Below are 21,806 nucleotides of genomic sequence, written 5' to 3'. Positions count from 1 at the left end.
CTGCGTGCCATTGTCAGACTCGCGTGCGAACGTGAAGACCTGGGCCCGGACTTCCGGACCTGGCTTCGCAGTTACGTCGATCAGGAACTGGCGAACGGCAGTCTCTGATCGGGAAGCTCGAGCGAAGGCCGCGCTGAGGACGAGAGCAGTGCGGAAGGGCGTGGGCCGTGCGGGATTCATCGAATCCCGCACGGCCCACGCCCTTGGCCTTCTTCCCGTCCCTGGACGGGGCCCTCTCCCGCTACCCCCGCGCTCTCGGCACGGCCCTCCGCAGCCTCCGCCGCACCGCCGGCCACACGTCCACCGCGCGGATCTCCACCACCAGGGTGGTCTCCGACGCCTCCTTCACCGGGTGGGCGCTGTAGGGTCGGGCGAGTCGGAACCAGTGCGTGCGGCCCAGGCCGATGAGGTAGGGGACGGAGGCAACGGAGCCGGACTGGGTCAGGGTCACCGTCCAGCGGCCGGCGCGCAGGCCTTCTACCGGGAGCTCCGCCGTGAACGCCCCGTCACTCCGCTCCAGGGACACCGGCGTCTCGCGGCGCTCCCCCTCGCCGTTCTCAGCGCGCAGGCGCAGCGCCCCGATCTCCTTGGCGCCCTCACCCGCCAGCGTTCCGGTCACCACCAGGGTGCTCTTGCGCGTCCTGTGCCACGACAGCCTGGTCACCCGGCAGGGGGTGGCATGACGCGGCACGTCCTGGCCGACGTTCAGCGAGAGGTTGCCCCATTTGGTGACGTACGGAGTGATGACCACGGGCTTGCCCGAGCCCGCCGTCACGATCGCGTGCGAAGGCACCCGCTCGGTCTCGGGGCTCTTCAGCCGGACCGTACGGCTGACTCCCTGCGCCCTTACGTCAAGGAAGAGGTTCCACCGGCCGCGGCCCAACGCCGCCGCGGTCAGGTCGATGTCCGCGGTGAAGCCCGCGTTCACGTAGCGCTCGCCGTCCGGGAGTCCGGCGACCGTGTGCACCCGCGTGGGGATACGAACTTCCGGGTGGCCCATGTCGTAACAGCGCAGCACCAGTTCGGTAGCCGGGACCAGGGTGTCCACGTTCTCGATGTAGGCGTGGCCGGTCAGCCTCAGCACCCCCTCCTCCTGCCAGCACGCCGACTCGATCCGGTGGCACACCGGTAGCCGGCCGGTGACGTCGAAGGCGCTGTCCGGCACCCCCACCGCCGTGTCGCGGAAGAGCGGGTGATCCCAGTAGATCCGGCCCCCGTCGATGACGTGACCGTACTCGGCGTCCCCCTTCGCGTTGCGGATGACCGTCATCACGTCGTCGAACCGGTCGGCCCGCAGCAGGTGCAGCAACAGCCGGTCGCGCGGCTCGAGTTTCTCGATGACCGGGTCGGTGACCCAGTTCTCCACCCAGTCGCGGACCTCCGGGTAGATGTGCTCGCGGATGTCCTCCTCGCTTTCCCGGAGCAGCAGCCACCACAGCGGACCGCACAACTCCCACTCGACATGCCGCCGCATGATCTGGTCACGCCGTGGCCCCGGCTCCAGATGGCGGGCCACCGTCTCGAAGCACATCCGGGTTCCCCGCATCCGGTGGCTGAGGTTCTGCGCGGTGAGAGTGAGGTTGTTCCCGTTCGCACGGTCGCGGTGGTAGTAGCAGTCGTAGTCCGCGACGACGGATATACCGTCGGCGTTGAGGTACGCGGCAGCGGTGAACGGCTTGTCCTCGGTGTTGCGGAACGGCGGGAATCGCAGGTGCAGCCGCTCCAGCAACGAGCGGCGGAAGAGCTTCCAGCAGCCGAGAGTGCGGTACGCGGCCGAAGAGAATATGTCCGTACGCGGCTGGGACTGCTTGAAGACCGCGGTGGGCACGGCCCGGCCGCCCACCGAGACCATCTTGCCCAGGACGATGTCGGTACTGTTCTCGTCGGCCATGGCCACCATGCGACGCAGCGCGTCGGGGCCCAGGTAGTCGTCGGAGTCGAGAAAGAAGACGAAGTCACCCCGGGCGACGTCCAGGGCGACGTTGCGCGGGATGGCCGCGGTGCCCGAGTTCTCCTGGTGGATCACGCGAAGTGAGGGGCACGTCGCGGCGAGCCGGTCGAGTTCCGCGCCGGTTCCGTCGGTCGATCCGTCGTTCACCGCGATGATCTCGAGCTGGTCCAGACCGATGGTCTGTTCCATCGCCGAAGTGATGCAGTCGGTCAGCTCCGGCATCGCGTTGTAGGCGGGGACGATCACGCTGACTCGGGGTTGGGACATCTCGTTCCTCGGACTCAGTGGAAGTGGTGGGTACTCGCCACCCCCGGGTGTCCATGCCGTTCAGGTACCCGGTCTTCGGCGGTGCCGGAAACCGGGTGCGGCCACTATGGGGGTCGTACTCGAAAGAATTTCGCCGAGTACGCGAGGTTGGACCGCTGAGAGGAGCCGAAGGTTGCATGATCCATGTCTTACGGACGTACCCGTACACCGTCCGGGAGACCGGTTCGAGCCGTTGATCGTGGCATGCCCTGCTGAGGTCCTGGTGGCTCTTCCGTCGGCCACCTTCAGTCCCGGCCGGATGACGTTCTGCGCGAGACCGGTCGTCGTCTCGCGAGGACTACGCCGAGGATGCTCGTCCGAGCACGCGGCCGGGCACCGCCCGGCCCGTCGGCACAAGCGGTTCATTGGCCGAGAGGGCCGTCAGAGTGCGCAGCTCGCTCCGGCCGCCGTACCGCTGCTGCCGTCCCCTTGCCGTCTCCCACGGCCTGTTCGGTGCGGTCCCGTGAGCGGAGTTGGTTGGCGGTGCTCCCGTGCCCGGACTGGGACGCGCCGGGACCGCGGCTGCGTGGCCGCCGTGGCGGCGGCCACGCAGCCGATGCTCAGAACGGCTCGAAGCCGTCGAACTCCCGCTCCGCCTCGTCGCGTTCGGCGTCCCGGTCCCGGCGTCGCTGAGCGGCAGGCCGGGGCGCCTCGAAGCGGTGGTCCTCGCCGCGGCGACCGAGCATCTCCGCACCGGCCATCGCCGTCGGCTCCCAGTCGAAGACGACCGCGTTGTCCTCGGGGCCGATGGCCACGCCGTCACCGTTGCGGGCGCCCGCCTTCATCAACTTGTCCTCGACACCGAGGCGGTTGAGCCGGTCGGCGAGGTAGCCGACGGCCTCGTCGTTGCTGAAGTCGGTCTGGCGCACCCAGCGTTCGGGCTTCTCGCCACGCACCCGGAACAGCCCGTCCTCCTCGCGGGTGACGGTGAAGCCGGCGTCGTCCACGGCCTTGGGCCGGATGACGATCCGCGTGGCCTCGTCCTTGGGCCGGGCGGCACGCGCCGTGCCCACCAGCTCGGCCAGCGCGAAGGACAGCTCCTTCAGCCCCATGTGGGCCACCGCCGACACCTCGAAGACCCGGTAGCCGCGCGCCTCCAGGTCCGGCCGGACCATCTCGGCGAGGTCCTTGCCGTCCGGTACGTCGATCTTGTTGAGGACGACGATCCGGGGCCGGTTGTCCAGGCCGCCGTACTCCCGCAGCTCCGCCTCGATGATGTCCAGGTCGGAGACCGGGTCGCGCTCGGACTCCAGCGTCGCCGTGTCCAGCACGTGCACCAGTACGCTGCACCGCTCCACGTGCCGCAGGAACTCCAGGCCGAGGCCCTTGCCCTGGCTGGCGCCGGGGATGAGACCGGGGACGTCCGCGATGGTGTAGACGGTCTCGCCGGCCGTCACCACGCCGAGGTTGGGGACGAGCGTCGTGAAGGGGTAGTCGGCGATCTTCGGCTTCGCCGCGCTCAGCACGGAGATCAGCGACGACTTGCCGGCGCTCGGGTAGCCGACCAGCGCCACGTCGGCGACGGTCTTCAGCTCCAGGTGGATGTCACGGAGGTCGCCGGGCACGCCGAGCAGCGCGAAACCGGGCGCCTTGCGCCGCGCGGAGGCCAGCGCCGCGTTGCCGAGGCCCCCCCGGCCGCCCTGCGCGGCGACGTACGACGTGCCCTGGCCGACCAGGTCGGCCAGTACGTTGCCCTCCCGGTCGAGGACAACGGTGCCGTCGGGCACGGGCAGGACCAGGTCCTGGCCGTCCTTGCCGGACCGGTTGCCACCCTCGCCGGGCTTGCCGGCCGTGGCCTTGCGGTGCGGGGAGTGGTGGTAGTCGAGGAGCGTGGTCACCGACTGGTCGACGGTGAGGATCACGTCGCCGCCACGGCCGCCGTTGCCGCCGTCCGGGCCGCCGAGCGGCTTGAACTTCTCACGGTGGACGGAGGCACAGCCGTGGCCTCCGTTACCCGCGGCGACATGCAGCTCGACGCGGTCCACGAAGGTGGTCATGGGATGTGCCTCCAGTTACCGGTTACTACTTACTACGGAATGTCTCTTGGTCAACACGCGAAAGGCGGACCCGCTTCCCTTGAGGGAAGTGAGGTCCGCCTCGCGAAAGTTTCCGATCAGGCGACCGGAACGATGTTCACGACCTTGCGGCCACGGTGGGTGCCGAACTGCACCGCACCGGCCTGCAGGGCGAACAGCGTGTCGTCGCCGCCACGGCCGACGCCGGCGCCCGGGTGGAAGTGGGTGCCGCGCTGGCGGACCAGGATCTCACCCGCGTTGACGGCCTGACCGCCGAAGCGCTTCACGCCGAGCCGCTGGGCATTGGAGTCGCGACCGTTCCGAGTGGACGATGCGCCCTTCTTGTGTGCCATCTGTTCTCAGTCCCTTACTTCGCGGCCGCGGGGATCTCAGTGACCTTGATCGCCGTGTACTGCTGGCGGTGGCCCTGACGACGGCGGTAGCCGGTCTTGTTCTTGTAGCGCAGAATGTCGATCTTCTGGCCCTTGTGGTGGTCCACGACCTCGGCCTGGACCTTGATGCCGGCCAGCACCCACGGGTCGCTGGTCACAGCGTCGCCGTCGACGACGAGCAGGGTCGAGAGCTCGACCGTGTCGCCGACCTGGGCGGTGGAAATCTTGTCAACCTCAACGATGTCGCCGACAGCAACCTTGTGCTGGCGACCACCGCTGCGCACGATGGCGTACAAGCGGATCTCACTCTCTCGCTCCGGAACGGCACCCCCGCAGTCCAGCCGCCCGGTGACACACGCGGACAGCCTCTGCCGACCGGGGCCCGTCAGGGCCCGCGCCCGGAAGGAAAGAGGTTTACGGGGATGTGACGCGTCAGTCGACACGCCGACGGTCAAGATTACGGGGCCGTACGACAGGGGTCAAACCGAGTCTCCGGGCCCCGGCGTCCGGCTGTCCCGGGCATCGCCCCCTCAGCCGGCGACCGATGCCACGTACTCGGTGTACGCCTCCTTGGCCCGCGCCGGCGACAGGTCGAGGTGCTCCAGGATCGTGTACCGCCCGGGCCGGGTCTGCGGCGCGAACTCCACGGCCCGCAGGAACTCGTCGTCGCCGAACCCGATCTCCTGGGCCACCACGGGCAGACCGTGCCGGCGCAGCGTCCGGGCCATCAGCAGGGAGGCCTCGTGGTCGCCGCGCAGATACGTCGCGAAGGCCGCGCCGATGCCCACCTGCTCGCCGTGGCTGGCGGAGCGCCTCGGGTACAGCAGGTCGAGCGCGTGGCTGATCTCGTGGCAGGCACCGGACGAGGGCCGGGTGTGCCCGGCGATCGACATGGCGATGCCGGACAGCACCAGACCCTCGGTCAGCACGGTCAGGAACCCGTCGTCGCCGCAGCCGCCGGGGTGGCGCAGCACGGCCTCGCCGGCCTGCCGGGCCAGGGCCGCGGCGAGGCCGTCGACCTTCTCGCCGTTGACCCGGTGGGCCAGCTCCCAGTCGGCGACCGCGGAGATGTTGGAGACGGCGTCACCGATCCCGGAGCGCACGAAACGGATCGGCGCCTCTCGGATCACCGCCAGGTCGACGACGAGGGCGATGGGCGTCGGCACGCCGTACGAGCCACGGCCCGCGTCGTTGTCCAGTATCGACACCGGTGAGCAGATGCCGTCGTGGGAGAGATTGGTGGCGACGGCGACCATGGGAAGGCCGACGCGGGCCGCGGCGAACTTGGCACAGTCGATGACCTTGCCGCCGCCGAGACCGACGACCGCGTCGTAGCGGCTCGCCTTCATGCCGTCCGCCAGCCGCACCGCGTCGTCGATCGTGCCGCCGCCGACCTCGAACCAGTCGGCGCCGGGCAGGGACGGCGCCAGTCGTCGGCGAAGCCGCGCGCCCGAGCCGTCGCTGATCGCCACGGCGAGCTTTCCGGACTGGGAGATCCGCTGGTCCGCGAGGACACTCGCCAGGTCGTCGAGCGCGCCGGGGCGGATGTCCACGACGAGCGGCGAGGGGATGAGCCTCGTCAGTACCGGCACGTGATCTTCTCTCCTCGCGGGGGCGGGAACGGGGGCGGCGGGGCGGTGCCGCACGGTTTCCGGTGATGATGCGCCCCGGAAGGTCCGGGGAAACGTGTGGTCCTGGCCGAACGGACTCCGAGCGGATTCCGGGCGGACAGGACCACACGTACTGCGACAGGTGCCCGATCAGCCCTCGTCGGTGGCGGCCGTGACCGAGGACGACGTCTGCTGGGCAGCCGCCGCGGTCTTCTTCGACGCCGTCTTCTTGGCCGTGGCCTTCTTGGCGGTCGCCGTCTTGGCCGCCTTCTTGGCCGGGGCCTTCTTGACGGTCGTCGTCTTCTTGGCCGCGGTCTTCTCGGTGGCCGGCTCCTCGGAGGCGGGCTTTTCGGTGGCGGCCTTCTTCGCCGTCTCCTTCTTCGCCGTGGCCTTCTTCGCCGTCGCCTTCTTCGCCGTCGCCTTCTTGGCCGTCGCCTTCTTGGCCGTCTTGCGGGCCGCCGCCTTCTTGGCCGGGGCGGTCTCCTCGGCAGTCTCCGCCTCGGGTGCCGTCACGGCCGCGGTCTGCTCGGCCGCCGCCTGCTCACCCGCGTCCTGAGCCGGTGCCGACGGGACGACCATGACGGCCGCCTCCTCGGACGCGGTGGACGTGGTGGGCTTGCGCACGGCCCGGCGCCGCGGACGGGCCGGGGCCGCGCTCTCGGCGGCCGTGCCGGACGGCTCCGCGGAAGCCTCGGCAGCCGCCGGTGCCTCCGTCGCCTGCTCGGCCTGCGGAGCCTGGGCCACCTGCTCCGGCTGCGCGGTCTCCGGGACCGTCAGCACGGCGGCCTCGGCGCCCCCGGGGGAACCGGCCGGTGCGGACACCTTCCGGGTGGCCCGACGGCGGGTACGGCCCTTGGGCGCGGCCTCCTCGGCAGCCGGCGTCTCGACGTCGGCCTGGGCCGGTGCGGAGACGGCCGGGGCCGGGGCGCCGGAGACGGCGTCCTCGACGGCGGCGGGCTCGGCCAGCACCTCGGCGGCGGGCTCCCGCCGCACGGGACGCTCGACCTCCTCCTCGACCGTGACGTCCTGCGCGGTCGGGACCTCGGCGGACGCGGCCTCGGCCCTCGCGGACCTGGCGGACTTCGGGGCACCCGCCGGGGACGACGCCCGCCGGCTCGTACGACGCCGGCCGCGACCGCGCGTGGCGGCGGCCTCGGCCTCGGCGGCGCTGCTGTACAGCTCCTCGTCCGCGCTGAAGTCGGGCGCCGGCAGGGCGATCGGCTCGGCCACCTCGGCGGCGACCTCGGACTCGGCGTCCGCCTCCTGTTCCGCCGTCACACCGGTCTCGACACCGGCCACGGCCTCGTGCTCGTGCGGCTGCTCGCCACCGGCCCGGGCCCGCTTGCGGCGCTTGCCACCGCCGCCGCCACCACCGGCGGCGGTCGGCTGGTCCAGGTGAACGATGACGCCACGGCCGTTGCAGTGGACGCAGGTCTCCGAGAACGACTCCAGCAGGCCCTGGCCGACCCGCTTGCGGGTCATCTGGACCAGACCCAGCGAGGTCACCTCGGCGACCTGGTGCTTCGTACGGTCGCGGCCCAGGCACTCCAGCAGACGCCGCAGCACCAGGTCCCGGTTGGACTCCAGCACCATGTCGATGAAGTCGATGACGATGATGCCGCCGAGGTCGCGCAGCCGCAGCTGGCGCACGATCTCCTCGGCCGCCTCCAGGTTGTTCCTGGTGACCGTCTCCTCGAGGTTGCCGCCCTGACCGGTGAACTTGCCGGTGTTGACGTCGACGACGACCATCGCCTCGGTCCGGTCGATCACCAGCGAACCGCCGCTGGGCAGCCAGACCTTGCGGTCCAGCGCCTTGGCGAGCTGCTCGTCGATCCGGTACGTGGCGAAGACGTCGACCTCGCTGGTCCACCGGGACAGCCGGTCGGCGAGGTCCGGCGCCACGTGGGACACGTAGCCGTGGATGGTCTGCCAGGCGTCGTCACCGCTGACGACGACCTTGGTGAAGTCCTCGTTGAAGATGTCACGCACGACCCGGACGGTCATGTCCGGCTCGCCGTAGAGCAGCGTGGGCGCGTTCGAGCTGCCGCCGTTCTTCGCCTTCTTCTGGATCTCCTCCCACTGACCCTGGAGCCGCTCGACGTCGCGGCGCAGCTCGTCCTCGCTCGCGCCCTCGGCGGCGGTGCGCACGATGACGCCCGCGTCCTCGGGGACGATCCGCTTGAGGATGGTCTTCAGGCGGGACCGCTCGGTGTCGGGCAGCTTGCGGCTGATACCGGTCATCGAGCCCTCGGGCACGTAGACCAGGTAGCGGCCGGGCAGCGAGATCTGGCTGGTCAGACGGGCGCCCTTGTGACCGATCGGGTCCTTGGTGACCTGCACCAGGACCGACTGGCCGGACTTGAGGGCGGACTCGATACGACGCGGACCGCCCGACATGCCGAGCGCCTCGAAGTTGACCTCACCGGCGTACAGGACGGCGTTGCGGCCCTTGCCGATGTCGATGAAGGCGGCCTCCATCGACGGCAGCACGTTCTGCACCTTGCCGAGGTAGACGTTGCCGACGTACGAGGTCGCCTGCTCCTTGTTGACGTAGTGCTCGACGAGCACGCCGTCCTCCAGGACGCCGATCTGGGTGCGCTCGCCGTGCTGGCGTACGACCATGACGCGCTCGACGGCCTCGCGACGGGCCAGGAACTCGGCCTCGGTGATGATCGGGACGCGCCTGCGCCCCTGCTCACGGCCTTCCCGGCGGCGCTGCTTCTTGGCCTCCAGACGGGTCGAGCCCCTGATGGACTGCACCTCGTCGGACGGCTCGCCCTTCTCCCGCGGCGGTCGCGGCTCGCGGACCTTGACGACGGTGCGCTCGGGATCGTCGGCGGACGACGACTCGGCGTCACCGGAGCCGTCCCCGGCACGGCGACGACGACGGCGACGGCGACGGCTGCTGCTGGAGCCACCGCCCTCGCCCGAGGCGTCCTCGCTCTCCTCGGCGTCCTCCTCGGTCTGCTCGGCGGTGTCCTCGGCGTCCTGATCGGCCTGCTCGGCCGCGTTGGGCTCGTCACTGTCGGCCGAGTCGCCGTCGGCGGCATCGCCCCGGCGACGGCGACGGCCGCCCCGGCGACGACGACGGCGCGACCCGGAATCCTCGGACCCCTCCGCGTCGTCGTGGTCCTCGCCCAACTCGTCGGACTCGGACTCGGAGCCGGAGCCGGAGTCGGCGTGCTCGACGGGCTCGGCCTCGCGCTCCGGCTCGTCCGGCGTCACGGCAGCGGCGGCCCGCTCCTCGGCGGCCTCCTCTGCGGCGGCACCCCGGCGCTTACGACGGCGGCGCGACCCGGCGGGCTGCTCCTCCGGGACAACCTCCTCGGTCACCTCGGGCGCCCTCGCCGGCTCGGGCCCGGCCGCCTCGGCGGCAGCCTCGGCCGCGGCCCGCTCGGGCGTCTGGAACTGGGGCTCGGCGAACACGGGCGCCTGGAACACGGCCACCGCGGGACGCGACGGGCGCTTGGGAGCGTCGGCCTCGCCGGACGCCGCGGCGGTCCGCGCCGGCGCGGCGAAACCGGAGGCGGCCTTACGGGTGGACCGGCGGCGCGCACGACGCGGAGCGGCTTCCTCGACGGGCTCGGCGGGCCCGGCGGTCGTATCCGCGGCCTCGGCCGTGGTCTCGGCGGCCTCGGTGGCCTGCGCGGGCTCGCTCACGTCGGCGCCGGTGTCCGCGGGCGCGTCGGTCGGGGCGGACACGCGCCGCGTGGCACGGCGACGGGAACGGCGCGGAGCGGCATCCTCGGCAACCTCGGCCGCTTCCGCGGGGGTGGACGCCTCCACGGTCTCGGCGGCGGCCGACTCCGCGGCGGCGGGCTCAGCGGCTACGGCGGGCCCGGCGGCCGAGGTCACGCTGCGCGTGGCACGGCGACGGGAACGGCGCGGAGCGGCATCCTCGGTCACCTCGGCGGGCGCGGGGGCGGACGCCTCCACGGTCTCGGCGGGCTCAGGGACGGCGGCGGGCTCAGCGGCAGCGGTCGGCTCGACGGGCGAGGTCACGCTGCGCGTGGCACGGCGACGGGAACGGCGCGGAGCGGCGTCCTCGGCGGCCCCGGAGCCCGGCTCGGCCGCGGCGGCCGGCTCGGACTGGGCGGATGTCTCGGGGACGGAGGACGCCGGAAGGACGGTCTCGGCCGTCTCCGCCGACGCCGGAGTCCCGACGGGCGCGGAGGCGCGGCGCACCGCGCGGCGACGAGGCCGACCCGCGGACACCGGCTCCGAAGCCGCCTGGGGCGCCTCGGACACCGCCGCGGCGGACTCCGCGGCTGCCGTCTCTTCCGTCTCCTCGGCCGCGGCGGCCGCGGCGGTCACCTCGGCGGGCGCGACGGTCTTGGCCGACGCCTCGGAGGCGCCGGACGGCGGACCCGCCGGCCGGGACGCGGCCCTGCGCCGCCGACGCGGCGGCAGGGTGTCGCTGGGGGTGTTCGATTCGGCGTCCGTCGAGGTTGTCGAGGACCCTGTGGGTTCGGTCGGTTCGAGCATGCGGGGGTTTCTCCCGTCAGGCTCCCGGGCGCCGCGCCTGGTCCGGCGTCGACCAGGTCGATCGCCAGTGACGTCCGCGGCTCGCGCGATGCGCGTTCGCCGCCGTCCGGGGCGCGGGCGCCGCTCGGAAGCTCTCCGTGTCTTGTCTCGCCGGTTCCGTACCCCTTGTCGTGCACGGCCTGGCGAAAGTCTTGTGGTCGGTGCGCTGCCCGACCCAGGTGGCTCCCGAGTTCGAGGGCGGCGCTACGACGTCCGTCCCTACGCGGAACCTTCCTTACGCCGACGCCTTCGCGACGGCGGAAGCGGCGGCCGGTTGCGGCTCGGGCGCTTCTGCCTCGCGGTCGGGCGCGAGCGGGTCGGTCACCGCACCGGTCTCTTCATCGAACAGCCCCTGCGCCAGCCTGGTCACCGCTGCGGGGACCGGCGGCGCCAGGTCGGCCACGGCGCGAAGACCGGACAGGACGTCGTCGGGTCGTACGGCAGGCGTCACGTGCCGAACAACCAGCCGCAGTATCGCACAGGGCCGGTCGGTCGGCCTATCAGCCGGCGAACCAGGTGTGGTGACGCTCTCGAGGTGCGCGACGGCGGAGCGGGCGTCGAAGGTACGGACACCGTTCTTGGTCCTGCGCTGAACCTCCACGGCCGGGGCCGCGTTGAAGGCCGCCACGGCGCGTTCCGCGTCCGCGGAGTCCACACCGTCCAGCCGCAGCTCCCATACGGAAGCCGTAAGCCGGTCCGCGAGCCCGGAGGTCCGGGCATCGACCGCCTCGACGATGTCGAGCCCGGCGGGCATCGACTCGTCGAGGAGCAGCCTGAGCCGCTCCGGGTCACGCGCCTCGGTGAGCGCGATCTCCAGGTACTCCGCCTCACTGCCCGTGCCGGTGGGTGCGGCATTGGCGTACGACACCTTCGGATGCGGCGTGAACCCCGCCGAGTACGCCATGGGCACCTCGGCGCGGCGCAGCGCACGCTCGAAGGCGCGCTGGAAGTCACGGTGGCTGGTGAACCGAAGGCGGCCGCGCTTGGTGTAACGCAGTCGGATGCGCTGCACCGCGGGTACGGCCGGCGGGCCTTCGGGCTGTCGCTTGCCCAGTGTCGTTCAGTCCTTCGTGAGAGCGGTCGTACTTCTACCAAGAGTACGTGCCTCGGTGGCGGATGGTTCCCGCCGGGCCACCGACCGCTCCTTCACCGGCTCCCCGAAGAGCAACCGGCGGACGTCGGCGCGCGCCTCCCGCACCGACAGCCGGGCGGCGGCGAGCGCCTGCCGGGTCGCCCGCCCGGCACCGCGCGCGGCCTCGGCGACCGGCCGCAGGACGGTGTCCCGCACGGCGTGCCCCACCGACGTCAGGACGCTCCGGTACACCCAGCGCGCCGGCTCGGCGACGGTCCACCGAAAGAGGGTGCCCAGGAACCGCCCGACGGCGCGCGAGACGTACCCCGCGACCCGCCAGGCGTGCCCGAGCGCGTCCAGGACCTCCCTCCCGATGGCGGCGAGCGCCCGGCCGGCCGGAGCGAGCACCCACCGCCACAGCGCGAGAGCGGGCAGCACCAGCAGCACCCGGACGACCCAGTACAGGACCATGCCGACCCCGGTGACGACCGTGCCGAGACCCCGAACCAGTCCCCTGCCGCACCAGGACAGCCCCTTGCCGCACCAGGCGAGCGCGTGCCCGGCCGGGGTGAGGACCCAGGCGTACAACCACCCCGCGGGTACGACGACGAGATACCGCGCGAGCCGGGCGACACCGGCGTGCACCCCGCGCCCGACCGCGGCGCACACGGCACCCACGCCCCTGAGGAACCAGGCGAGCGCGTGTCCCGCCGGCGTCAGCGCACACCGGTACACCCACACCGCCGGCACCACGAGCAGTACGTGCCCGAGCCAGGCCACCCCCTTGACCACCGGCACGACGACATACCGCCACACACCGACCAGCGGCCACACGAAGACGGCCCGCCCGAGCCACGCCAGCACCCGCCCGAACGGCCGCAGTACCGTGTCCCGCAGAAACCGCCCACCCACGACGAGCGCGTCCCACACCATCCTCACCGGCACGACCAGCACCAGGACGACGATCCGCACCGGAACCCGCACCGCGACGGCAAGACGCCCCTCGGTGTCCGCCCGCCGTACCGGTTCCTGCGGGTCCCCCGCGGGGGACCGTTTCCCGAGATCCATACCGACACAGACGCCGGAACGCCCCGCCCGGATGCAACACACCGACGCGCTACCGCGGGACCTGCCGCTTCACCGCCGTCGGCGACACCGCGGCCCTCAGGTGCCGGTGATCGGTACCAGAGTCAGATACGTGATGCCGAGGACGTCGCGGTAGCCGTTGACCCAGGACGACCGCTGGCGGTCGACTCGTTCGCGGGTCTCGTCGGCGAGGGGGTGGTCCGGGTGAGTGGCGAGCCAGAGCTCCGTGTCGTACCGGTAGCCGGACTCGAACTCCTCCCACTCCTCACGGCTCGCCGACTCGATCCAGGCCGGCCGGAAACCCGACTCGACGGCGAGGTCGACAAGCGGTCCGAGCCCCAGGTGGTCGCCTTCGTGCGCGCCGGGCCACATCGCCGCGAGCTCCCCGTCCGTCGGGGAGCGCACCCAGAAGCCCTCGCCGAGAACGACACGCCCGCCCGGGCGGACCAGGCGGCGCAACTCGCGCAGGACGACACCGGGGTCGTACGGCTGCCCGGGGTCGCACAGCGCCTGGCCGGACCCCAGGCAGAGCACCGCGTCCGCCGGCCCGTGCGACGTACCGAGGGCCGACTCCTCCGCGAACTCGACCCGCTCGGCCAGTCCGCGCTCCTTCGCGAGGTCCCTGCCCCTGGCCAGGTCCTCGGCGTTGATGTCGAGGCCCACGCCCGTCGATCCCGGGACCGCCTCCAGAACGCGGAGCAGCAGTTCGCCCCAGCCGCAACCGATGTCGAGGACGGTGGCGGGCGAGGCGGCGGCGACCCGGGCGATCATGCGCCCGGCACGGTCCTCGGAGAGCGGCCCGTGGAAGGTCAGACTGCCGAGACGCGGAGGAAGATCGGAAACTGTCATGGGGCGGACGCTAGTTCCTCCCGAGTGGTATGCCGAACGATTTAAGCGGCAGCCCGTCCGTGCCCGGCACAGCGCCGAACCGGCGGCCGGCCCTTCCCACGGGCTGCCGCCGGTTCGGCACGGAACGCAGCGACCGGTCCACGCCTCGACCGCTCAGGGCCCGTCTCCGGGGGAGCACCGGCCGACGTCGCTCCCGGTCGACGTCCGGGCCGCTCTGTGAAAACGCGTCAGGCGGCCTTGGCCGCTCTCCCCGCCTCCCCTGTTTCAGCTGGTCGGAGCACTGCTCTTGACCGTCAGCGGCAGCAGCTTCTTGCCGGTCGGGCCGACCTGGATCTCTGTGTCCATCGCCGGGCACACGCCGCAGTCGAAGCACGGTGTCCAGCGGCAGTCGTCGACCTCGGTCTCGTCGAGGGCGTCCTGCCAGTCCTCCCAGAGCCATTCCTTGTCGAGGCCGGAGTCGAGGTGGTCCCAGGGGAGGACCTCCTCGTAGCCGCGCTCGCGGGTGGTGTACCAGTCGACGTCCACGCCGAACGGCTCCAGGGCCCTGTCGGCGCAGGCCATCCAGCGGTCGTAGGAGAAGTGCTCGCGCCAACCGTCGAAGCGGCCGCCGTCCTCGTAGACGGCGCGGATGACGGCGCCGGTGCGGCGGTCGCCGCGGGAGAGGAGGCCCTCCACGATGCCGGGCTTGCCGTCGTGGTAGCGGAAGCCGATGGAGCGGCCGTACTTCTTGTCGCCGCGGATCTTGTCGCGGAGCTTCTGCAGGCGGGCGTCCGTCTGCTCGGCGGAGAGCTGCGGCGACCACTGGAAGGGGGTGTGGGGCTTGGGGACGAAGCCGCCGATCGAGACCGTGCAGCGGATGTCGCCGGAGCCGGAGACCTCGCGGCCCTTGGCGATCACGCGGGTGGCCATGTCGGCGATCTGGAGGACGTCGTCGTCGGTCTCGGTGGGCAGGCCGCACATGAAGTAGAGCTTCACCTGGCGCCAGCCGTTGCCGTACGCGGTGGCGACGGTGCGGATCAGGTCCTCTTCCGAGACCATCTTGTTGATGACCTTGCGGATGCGCTCGGAGCCGCCCTCGGGGGCGAAGGTGAGGCCGGAGCGGCGGCCGTTGCGGGTCAGCTCGTTGGCGAGGTCGATGTTGAAGGCGTCGACGCGGGTCGAGGGGAGGGACAGGCCGATCTTGTCCTCCTCGTACCGGTCCGCGAGGCCCTTGGCGACGTCGCCGATCTCCGAGTGGTCGGCGGAGGAGAGGGAGAGCAGGCCGACCTCTTCGAAGCCGGTGGCCTTCAGGCCCTTCTCGACCATGTCGCCGATGCCGGTGATGGAGCGCTCGCGCACCGGGCGGGTGATCATGCCGGCCTGGCAGAAGCGGCAACCGCGGGTGCAGCCGCGGAAGATCTCCACGGACATGCGCTCGTGGACCGTCTCGGCGAGCGGGACGAGGGGCTGCTTGGGGTAGGGCCACTCGTCGAGGTCCATGACGGTGTGCTTGGAGACGCGCCACGGCACGCCCGAGCGGTTCGGTACGACGCGGGCGATACGGCCGTCGGGGAGGTACTCGACGTCGTAGAAGCCGGGGACGTACACGCCGCCGGTCTTCGCCAGGCGGAGGAGGAGTTCCTCGCGGCCGCCGGGGCGGCCCTCGGCCTTCCAGGCGCGGATGATCGCGGTGATCTCCAGGACGGCCTGCTCGCCGTCGCCGATGACCGCGCAGTCGATGAAGTCGGCGATCGGCTCGGGGTTGAAGGCCGCGTGTCCGCCGGCCAGGACGACCGGGTCGTCGATGCCGCGGTCCTTGGACTCCAGCGGGATGCCGGCCAGGTCCAGGGCGGTCAGCATGTTCGTGTAGCCGAGCTCCGTGGAGAAGGAGAGGCCGAACACGTCGAAGGCGCCCACCGGGCGGTGGCTGTCGACGGTGAACTGCGGGACGGAGTGCTCCCGCATCAGCTCCTCCAGGTCCGGCCAGACGCTGTAGGTGCGCTCGGCGAGGACTCCCTGCTGCTCGTTGAGGACCTCGTAGAGGATCATGACGCCCTGGTTGGGCAGCCCGACCTCGTAGGCGTCGGGGTACATCAGGGCCCAGCGGACGTCGCAGGATTCCCAGTCCTTGACCGTGGAGTTGAGCTCTCCGCCGACGTACTGGATCGGCTTCTGCACATGCGGGAGCAGAGCTTCGAGCTGTGGAAACACGGAGGACACAGACTCGGCGGCTTCGGCAGGCATCTCACGGAACCTTCGTTGCTGACAAGGGGGACCATCCAGCCTAACCCGGCGTGGATGGTCCCCCGTACCGCCAGTCGCCCCGGACCGCGAGAGGTCGGCCCCGGTTACGCCGACAACGGTCTCTGCACCGTGATCGACTGGAGCAGGCCCACCGCTATCCACACGGCGAACATGGAGGAGCCGCCGTACGACACGAAGGGCAGGGGCAGGCCGGTGACCGGCATGATGCCGAGCGTCATGCCGATGTTCTCGAAGGTCTGGAAGGCGAACCAGGCGACGACCCCGGCGGCGACGACCGTCCCGTACAGGTCGGTGGTCTCGCGGGCGATCTTGCAGGCGCGCCAGAGCACCACCCCGAGCAGGGCGATGATGAGGCCGGCGCCGAGGAAGCCCAGTTCCTCGCCGGCCACCGTGAAGACGAAGTCGGTCTGCTGCTCCGGCACGAACTGCCCGGTGGTCTGCGAGCCGTTGAAGAGGCCGGAGCCGGTCAGGCCGCCGGAGCCGATCGCGATGCGCGCCTGGTTGGTGTTGTAGCCGACGCCCGCGGGGTCGAGTTCGGGGTTGGCGAAGGCGGCGAAGCGGGCGATCTGGTAGTCGTCGAGGATGCCGAGCTGCCAGACGGCGAGCGCGCCGGCGGTTCCCGCGCCGATCAGGCCGAACACCCACCGGTTGGAGGCGCCGGAGGCGAGCAGCACGCCCAGCACGATGATGACCATGACCATGACCGAGCCGAGGTCGGGCATGAGCATCACGATCAGCATCGGCACGGTGGCCAGGCCGAGGGCCTGGAGCACGGTGCGGTGGTCCGGGTTCGGCCGGTCCCCGGCGTCGACGCGTGCGGCCAGCAGCATCGCCATGCCGAGGATGATGGTGATCTTCACGAACTCTGAGGGCTGCAGGGAGAAGCCGCCGGGGAGCTTGATCCAGGAGTGGGCACCGTTGATGGTCGAGCCGAGCGGGGTGAGCACCAGCAGGATCAGGAACACGGAGAAGCCGTACAGGACCGGCACGGCCGTGCGCAGCGTGCGGTGGCCGAGCCAGACGGTGGCGATCATCAGGGCGAGGCCGATGCCGGTGTTCAGCAGGTGCCGGGTGAGGAAGTAGTACGGGTCGCCCTGGTTGAGTTCGGTGCGGTTGCGGGTCGCGGAGTAGACGAGCAGGGAGCCCATCAGGGAGAGCGCGACGGCGGCCAGCAGTATCGGCCAGTCGAGGCGCCGTGCCATCGAGTCCCGGGCGAAGAGCCGGGTCCACCCGGCCTTCTCGGGCCCGTATCCGGAGACCTGGAAGCTGTTGGCTCCGGTCATGCGTGCGTCCTCCGGTTTCCGCTTCCGCCCGCGCCGCGGCTTCCGCTTCCGCCCGCGCCGCGGCTTCCGCTGCCGCCCGCGCCGCGGCTTCCGCTGCCGCGGGTTCCACCGCCGCGTCGCCGGTGGCGGCGGGTGTCGCGGTTCTCGCCGTTCTGGGCCGGCGTGGTCGCGCCCTGTTCCTGTCCGTCGACGGGGGCGTACTCGTCCTCCGGGGCGGCCTTCTCCGTCGGGAGCAGTTCCTTGACCACGTCCTTGGGCATCTTCGGCGCGGGGATGGTCCCGTCGGTCTTGATCGTCGGCAGTTTCGCCTGCGGCTTGGGCAGCAGCGCCTTCTTGCTGTCGATCTCCCCGTCGTCCGAGACGCCGTACAGCGCGTCGTAGATGTTGCGGACGGCGGGTCCGGAGGCGCCGGAGCCGGTGCCGCCCTGGGAGATCGTCATGACGATCGCGTACTCGTCGGTGTAGGTGGCGAACCAGGAGGTGGTCTGCTTGCCGTGGACCTCGGCCGTACCGGTCTTGGCGTGCATCGGGATCTCGTCCTGGGGCCAGCCGACCTGTGCGAAGCGCCAGGCGGCGGTGCCGCGGGTGGCGACGCCCTCCAGGGCACCGTCCATCTTGGCCAGTGTGGTCTTGCTTATCGGCAGCTTGCCGTGCGCCTCGGGCTCGATCGGGCGGATCTCCTTGCCGTCGGGGCTGATGATCGCCTTGCCGATGCTGGGGTCGTACATGGTGCCGCCGTTGGAGATGGCCGCGTAGATGGTGGCCATCTGGATGGGGGTGGTGAGGGTGTCGCCCTGGCCAATGGAGTAGTTGATGGCGTCACCGGCGCGCATCTTGTTGCCCTCGAGGCAGCCCTCGTACGCGAGTTTCTCGACGTAGGTGCCGTCCTTCTTGCCGGACTTGCACCAGGCGTCCTTGTTGGCCTCCCAGTAGTCCTGCTTCCAGTCCCGGTCGGGGACGCGGCCGGAGACCTCGTTGGGCAGGTCGATGCCGGTCTTCTTGCCGAGGCCGAACTCGTGGGCGGCCTTGTAGAAGTAGTCGTTGGGGTTCTTCGGGTTGTTGCCGCCGTCCTTCTTCCACTCCTGGTGGGCCAGGCGGTAGTAGACGGTGTCGCAGGAGAGTTCCAGGGCGCGGCCGAGGTCGATCGAGCCGTAGCTGGCGGACTCGTAGTTCTTGAAGACCTGGCCGCCGACGGAGTAGGAGCTGGAGCAGTCGTAGCCGCCGTCGAAGTCGTACCCGGCCTCCACGGCGGCGGAGGTGGAGATCACCTTGAAGATCGAGCCGGGGGCCGCCTGGCCCTGGGTGGCCCGGTTGAGCAGCGGGTAGTGGGAGTCCTTGCCGGTGAGCTTCTTGTAGTCGGCGGCGGAGATGCCGCCGACCCAGGCGTTGGGGTCGTAGGCCGGGTTGGAGGCCATGGCGACGACGCGGCCGGTCTTGGCCTCCATCACCACGACCGCGCCGGCGTCGGCCTTGTAGTTCTCGCCGGTGTTGTCGTCGTACTGCTTGCGGGCTTCCTTCATCGCCTCGTTCAGCTCGTACTCGGCGACCCGCTGGACGCGGGCGTCGATGCTGGTGACGAGGTTGGAGCCGGGCACGCCGGGGTCGGACTCGGCCTCGCCGATGACACGGCCGAGGTTGTCGACCTCGTAGCGGGTGACGCCGGCCTTGCCGCGCAGTGCCTTGTCGTACTGGCGTTCCAGGCCGGAGCGGCCGACCTGGTCCGAGCGCAGGAAGGGCGAGTCGGTGTCCTCGGCCTTCTTGATCTCCTCGTCGGTGACGGGCGAGAGGTAGCCGAGGACCTGGGCGGTCCGGGAGCCGCCGGGGGCGGCGTAGCGGCGCATGGCCTCGGGCTCGGCGGTGATGCCGGGGAAGTCCTCGGCGCGTTCGCGGATCTGGAGGGCCTGCTTGGGGGTGGCCTCGTCGGTGACGGGGATCGGCTGGTAGGGCGAGCCGTTCCAGCAGGGCTGGGGGGTCTCGGCGTCGCACAGCCGGACCTTGTCCATGACGTCCTGGGGTTTCAGGCCGAGGACGCCGGCGAGCTTGGTGAGGACGGCCTCGCCGTCGTCCTTCATCTTCAGCAGGTCGGTGCGGGAGGCGGAGACGACGAGCCGGGTCTCGTTGTCGGCGAGTGCCACGCCGCGGGCGTCCAGGATCGAGCCGCGGGGGGCGGGCTGGACGACCTGCTGGACGTGGTTGCCGGACGCCTCCGCGGCGTACTCGTCGCCCTGGCGGATCTGGAGGTACCAGAGCCGGCCACCGAGGGTGGCGAGGAGGGAGAGGACGAGGATCTGGATGACGACGAGCCGGGTCTGGACGCGGGTGCTGCGGCCGGTCTCCGGAATGTTACTCATGGGCGCAGCCCATTCCGTTGAGGGTGGTGGTGGGCGACGGGTGGGAGCTGGTCACTGCGGCTGCCTCCCCCGCTCAGTGTGTGTACGTGTCGAAGCGGTCGTACGTGTCATGGCGGTCGTCCGTCTCATGGCCGTCGTCCGTCTCATGGCCGTCGTCCGTCTCATGGCCGTCGTCCGTCTCGTGGCTGTCGTCCGTCTCGTGGCAGTCGTACGGCCGGCAGGTCGTCGTCACAGCCGCTTGACCCCCTTGATGCGTCCGGCCCTGGCGACCCGCGCACGCGCCGCCCTGGCCCGCAGTCCGTTGCGCTGGCCGCCGATGCGCAGCCCCGTGCCGCCGGAGAGCCAGCCGGAGGCGATGTCGGTCTTCTGGCCCGCGGAGTTGGTCTCGGCCAGCGGGTCGTTGTCGGCGCGTCTGGCCAGGGCCATGACGCCGGGGACGACGAAGGGCGCGAGCAGCAGGTCGTACAGGGAGGCCGTGAACAGCAGGCTGGGCAGGCCGACATGGCGGGCGGCGGTGTCGCCGACGAGGGCGCCCACGCCGGCGTAGAGCAAAGTGGTGCCGATGGCGGCGACGACCACGACGGCCATGGGTCCGGTGGCCGACCTGAGCCGGCCGTTCTCCGGTTTGGCGAGGCCGGCGAGGTACCCGACGACGCAGAGCACGAGGGCGTAGCGGCCGGCGGCGTGGTCGGCGGGCGGGGCGAGGTCGACGAGCAGTCCGGCGCCGAAGCCGATGAGGGCGCCTCCGACGTGGCCGTAGACCATGGCGAGGCCGAGGACGGTGAGCAGCAGCAGGTCGGGGACGGCGCCGGGCAGGTGGAGGCGGGCGAGGACACTCACCTGGAGCACCAGGGCGACGACGACCAGGGAGACGGACAGCAGGATCCGGTTGACGCGCATGGGGTGAAGGCTCCTACTGCTCGGTCTGCTCGGTCTGCCGGCCCTGCTCGGTCTGGCCCTGCTGGGTCTGGCCCTGCTCGGTCTGGTCCTGCTCGTTCGCCTCGTTCTGCGACTGGCCGTCGACGGGGGCTCCGGGGGACGGGGTCACGGTCACCGTCACGGTCGGCCTGGGTTCCGGCTTCGGCTTGTCCGGGAGCACGGTGTCCCGCGGATCCTTCTGCGGGGCCTGGACGACGACGCCGACGATGTCGAGCTTGGTGAAGCTGACGAACGGTGTGACGTCGAGGGTGCGGGTCAGGTCGCCGCCGGAGGGGTCGACGCGGGAGACGTAGCCGACCGGGACGCCGGGTACGAACGGCTTGTCGGACTGGGAGCCGAAGGTGACCAGGCGGTCGCCCTTCTTGACGTCGGCCTTGCCGTTGAGGAGTTCGACGCGCAGGGGGCGGCCGCCCTGGCCGGAGGCGAAGCCGAGTTCGTCGCCGGCCTCCATCCGGGTGCCGACGGTGAAGTCGGGGTCGTTGGCGAGCAGCACGGTGGCGGTGTCCGGGCCGACGGTGGTCACGCGACCGACGAGGCCGTCGCCGTTGAGGACGGTCATGTCACGCTTGATGCCGTCATTGGCGCCGGCGTCGATGGTGATGGTCCAGGAGAAGCCCTGCGCGGCTCCTATGGCGATGACCTGGGCGCCCTTGATGCCGTACTGGCCGGCGCCGGCGAGCCCGAGCATCTTGTCGAACTGCTTGAGGCGGCTGCGGCCGCGCTCGTCGCTGCCGAGCTTCGCCTTCAGGGCCGCGTTCTGCGTCTCCAGTTCGGCGAGGCGGTCGTGCCGGTCGCCGGAGTCGCGGATCGCGGAGACCGCGTTGCCGACCGGGTCGACCGCGGACGCCACCCCGTTCTCGATCGGGCCGAAGACGGTGGCCGCGGCCTGCCGGGCACCGTCGACCGGTGAGTCCTCCCCACCACGGATGTCCACCGTGATCAGTGCGAACGCGATGGCGATCAGCAGCACCAGGAGCAGCCGGCTCTCTTTCGTGTCCCTCACGTGCGGCGGCCGTGCCTTCCTCGTCGAATTCGGGAATTACGTGGCGGTGTTCAGGAATTCAGGTGATTCGGTACCTGAGGTACATGCGCGGTACTGCGGTGGTTCCCGCGGTCGTCGCGGCGGTGCTTGCCGCGGGAGCTTGCGGCAGTGGTTGCGGCTGTTGTTGCGGCTGTTGTGTTAC

General features: G+C 71.3%; 15 protein-coding genes. All 15 read right to left on the bottom strand.

The features are described from left to right. Positions 1 to 241: 241 nt before the first annotated feature. The gene (locus ABEA26_RS26825; protein ID WP_345595925.1) at positions 242 to 2,218 is read right to left on the bottom strand and encodes a glycosyltransferase family 2 protein; all 1,977 of its coding nucleotides are present in this window, start codon (positions 2,216 to 2,218) and stop codon (positions 242 to 244) included. Positions 2,219 to 2,817: 599 nt separating this feature from the next. Then, positions 2,818 to 4,254 carry a GTPase ObgE gene (gene obgE / locus ABEA26_RS26820; RefSeq protein WP_345595924.1) on the bottom strand — a complete coding sequence of 479 codons (1,437 nt, stop codon included), beginning with the start codon at positions 4,252 to 4,254 and terminating at the stop codon, positions 2,818 to 2,820. 116 nt (positions 4,255 to 4,370) lie between these two features. After that, positions 4,371 to 4,625, bottom strand: a complete 255-nt coding sequence (gene rpmA / locus ABEA26_RS26815; RefSeq protein ID WP_003976205.1) for a 50S ribosomal protein L27 — start codon at positions 4,623 to 4,625, stop codon at positions 4,371 to 4,373. A 14-nt stretch (positions 4,626 to 4,639) separates the two neighbouring features. After that, positions 4,640 to 4,960, bottom strand: a complete 321-nt coding sequence (gene rplU / locus ABEA26_RS26810) for a 50S ribosomal protein L21 (protein ID WP_007449531.1) — start codon at positions 4,958 to 4,960, stop codon at positions 4,640 to 4,642. Positions 4,961 to 5,194: 234 nt separating this feature from the next. Continuing rightward, positions 5,195 to 6,256 carry an iron-containing alcohol dehydrogenase family protein gene (locus tag ABEA26_RS26805; protein WP_345595923.1) on the bottom strand — a complete coding sequence of 354 codons (1,062 nt, stop codon included), beginning with the start codon at positions 6,254 to 6,256 and terminating at the stop codon, positions 5,195 to 5,197. Between the two features lie 168 nt (positions 6,257 to 6,424). Beyond that, positions 6,425 to 10,759 carry an Rne/Rng family ribonuclease gene (locus ABEA26_RS26800; RefSeq protein WP_345595922.1) on the bottom strand — a complete coding sequence of 1,445 codons (4,335 nt, stop codon included), beginning with the start codon at positions 10,757 to 10,759 and terminating at the stop codon, positions 6,425 to 6,427. A gap of 274 nt (positions 10,760 to 11,033) precedes the next feature. Further along, on the bottom strand, positions 11,034 to 11,810 hold the full coding sequence (locus tag ABEA26_RS26795; RefSeq protein WP_345595921.1) for a TIGR03936 family radical SAM-associated protein: 777 nt from the start codon (positions 11,808 to 11,810) through the stop codon (positions 11,034 to 11,036). Positions 11,811 to 11,858: 48 nt separating this feature from the next. Then, positions 11,859 to 12,938 (bottom strand): hypothetical protein, encoded by a 1,080-nt coding sequence (locus ABEA26_RS26790; protein WP_345595920.1) that lies wholly within the window; start codon positions 12,936 to 12,938, stop codon positions 11,859 to 11,861. Between the two features lie 96 nt (positions 12,939 to 13,034). Next, positions 13,035 to 13,805 carry an SAM-dependent methyltransferase gene (locus ABEA26_RS26785; protein ID WP_345595919.1) on the bottom strand — a complete coding sequence of 257 codons (771 nt, stop codon included), beginning with the start codon at positions 13,803 to 13,805 and terminating at the stop codon, positions 13,035 to 13,037. 264 nt (positions 13,806 to 14,069) lie between these two features. After that, positions 14,070 to 16,028 carry a TIGR03960 family B12-binding radical SAM protein gene (locus tag ABEA26_RS26780; protein WP_345595918.1) on the bottom strand — a complete coding sequence of 653 codons (1,959 nt, stop codon included), beginning with the start codon at positions 16,026 to 16,028 and terminating at the stop codon, positions 14,070 to 14,072. A 104-nt stretch (positions 16,029 to 16,132) separates the two neighbouring features. After that, positions 16,133 to 17,332: a rod shape-determining protein RodA gene (rodA, locus tag ABEA26_RS26775; RefSeq protein WP_279559381.1), complete on the bottom strand. Its 1,200-nt coding sequence runs from the start codon at positions 17,330 to 17,332 to the stop codon at positions 16,133 to 16,135. Continuing rightward, on the bottom strand, positions 17,329 to 19,683 hold the full coding sequence (mrdA, locus tag ABEA26_RS26770; RefSeq protein WP_345595917.1) for a penicillin-binding protein 2: 2,355 nt from the start codon (positions 19,681 to 19,683) through the stop codon (positions 17,329 to 17,331). Before mrdA ends, rodA begins: the two co-directional genes overlap by 4 nt. Before the next feature lie 73 nt (positions 19,684 to 19,756). Further along, positions 19,757 to 19,915, bottom strand: coding sequence for a hypothetical protein (locus ABEA26_RS26765; protein WP_345595915.1), 159 nt, complete (start codon positions 19,913 to 19,915; stop codon positions 19,757 to 19,759). After that, positions 19,912 to 20,583 (bottom strand): rod shape-determining protein MreD, encoded by a 672-nt coding sequence (gene mreD / locus ABEA26_RS26760; protein WP_345595914.1) that lies wholly within the window; start codon positions 20,581 to 20,583, stop codon positions 19,912 to 19,914. The genes ABEA26_RS26765 and mreD overlap by 4 nt, the downstream gene beginning before the upstream one ends. A 13-nt stretch (positions 20,584 to 20,596) precedes the next feature. Continuing rightward, positions 20,597 to 21,625: a rod shape-determining protein MreC gene (mreC, locus tag ABEA26_RS26755; RefSeq protein ID WP_345595913.1), complete on the bottom strand. Its 1,029-nt coding sequence runs from the start codon at positions 21,623 to 21,625 to the stop codon at positions 20,597 to 20,599. Between the last annotated feature and the right edge of the window lie 181 nt (positions 21,626 to 21,806).

Origin of the sequence: Streptomyces marokkonensis (assembly GCF_039539045.1) — a bacterium.
Lineage (GTDB): Bacteria > Actinomycetota > Actinomycetes > Streptomycetales > Streptomycetaceae > Streptomyces > Streptomyces marokkonensis.
Note: the sequence above shows the minus strand (reverse complement) of the source record. Positions and strands in the feature narration are given on the sequence as shown.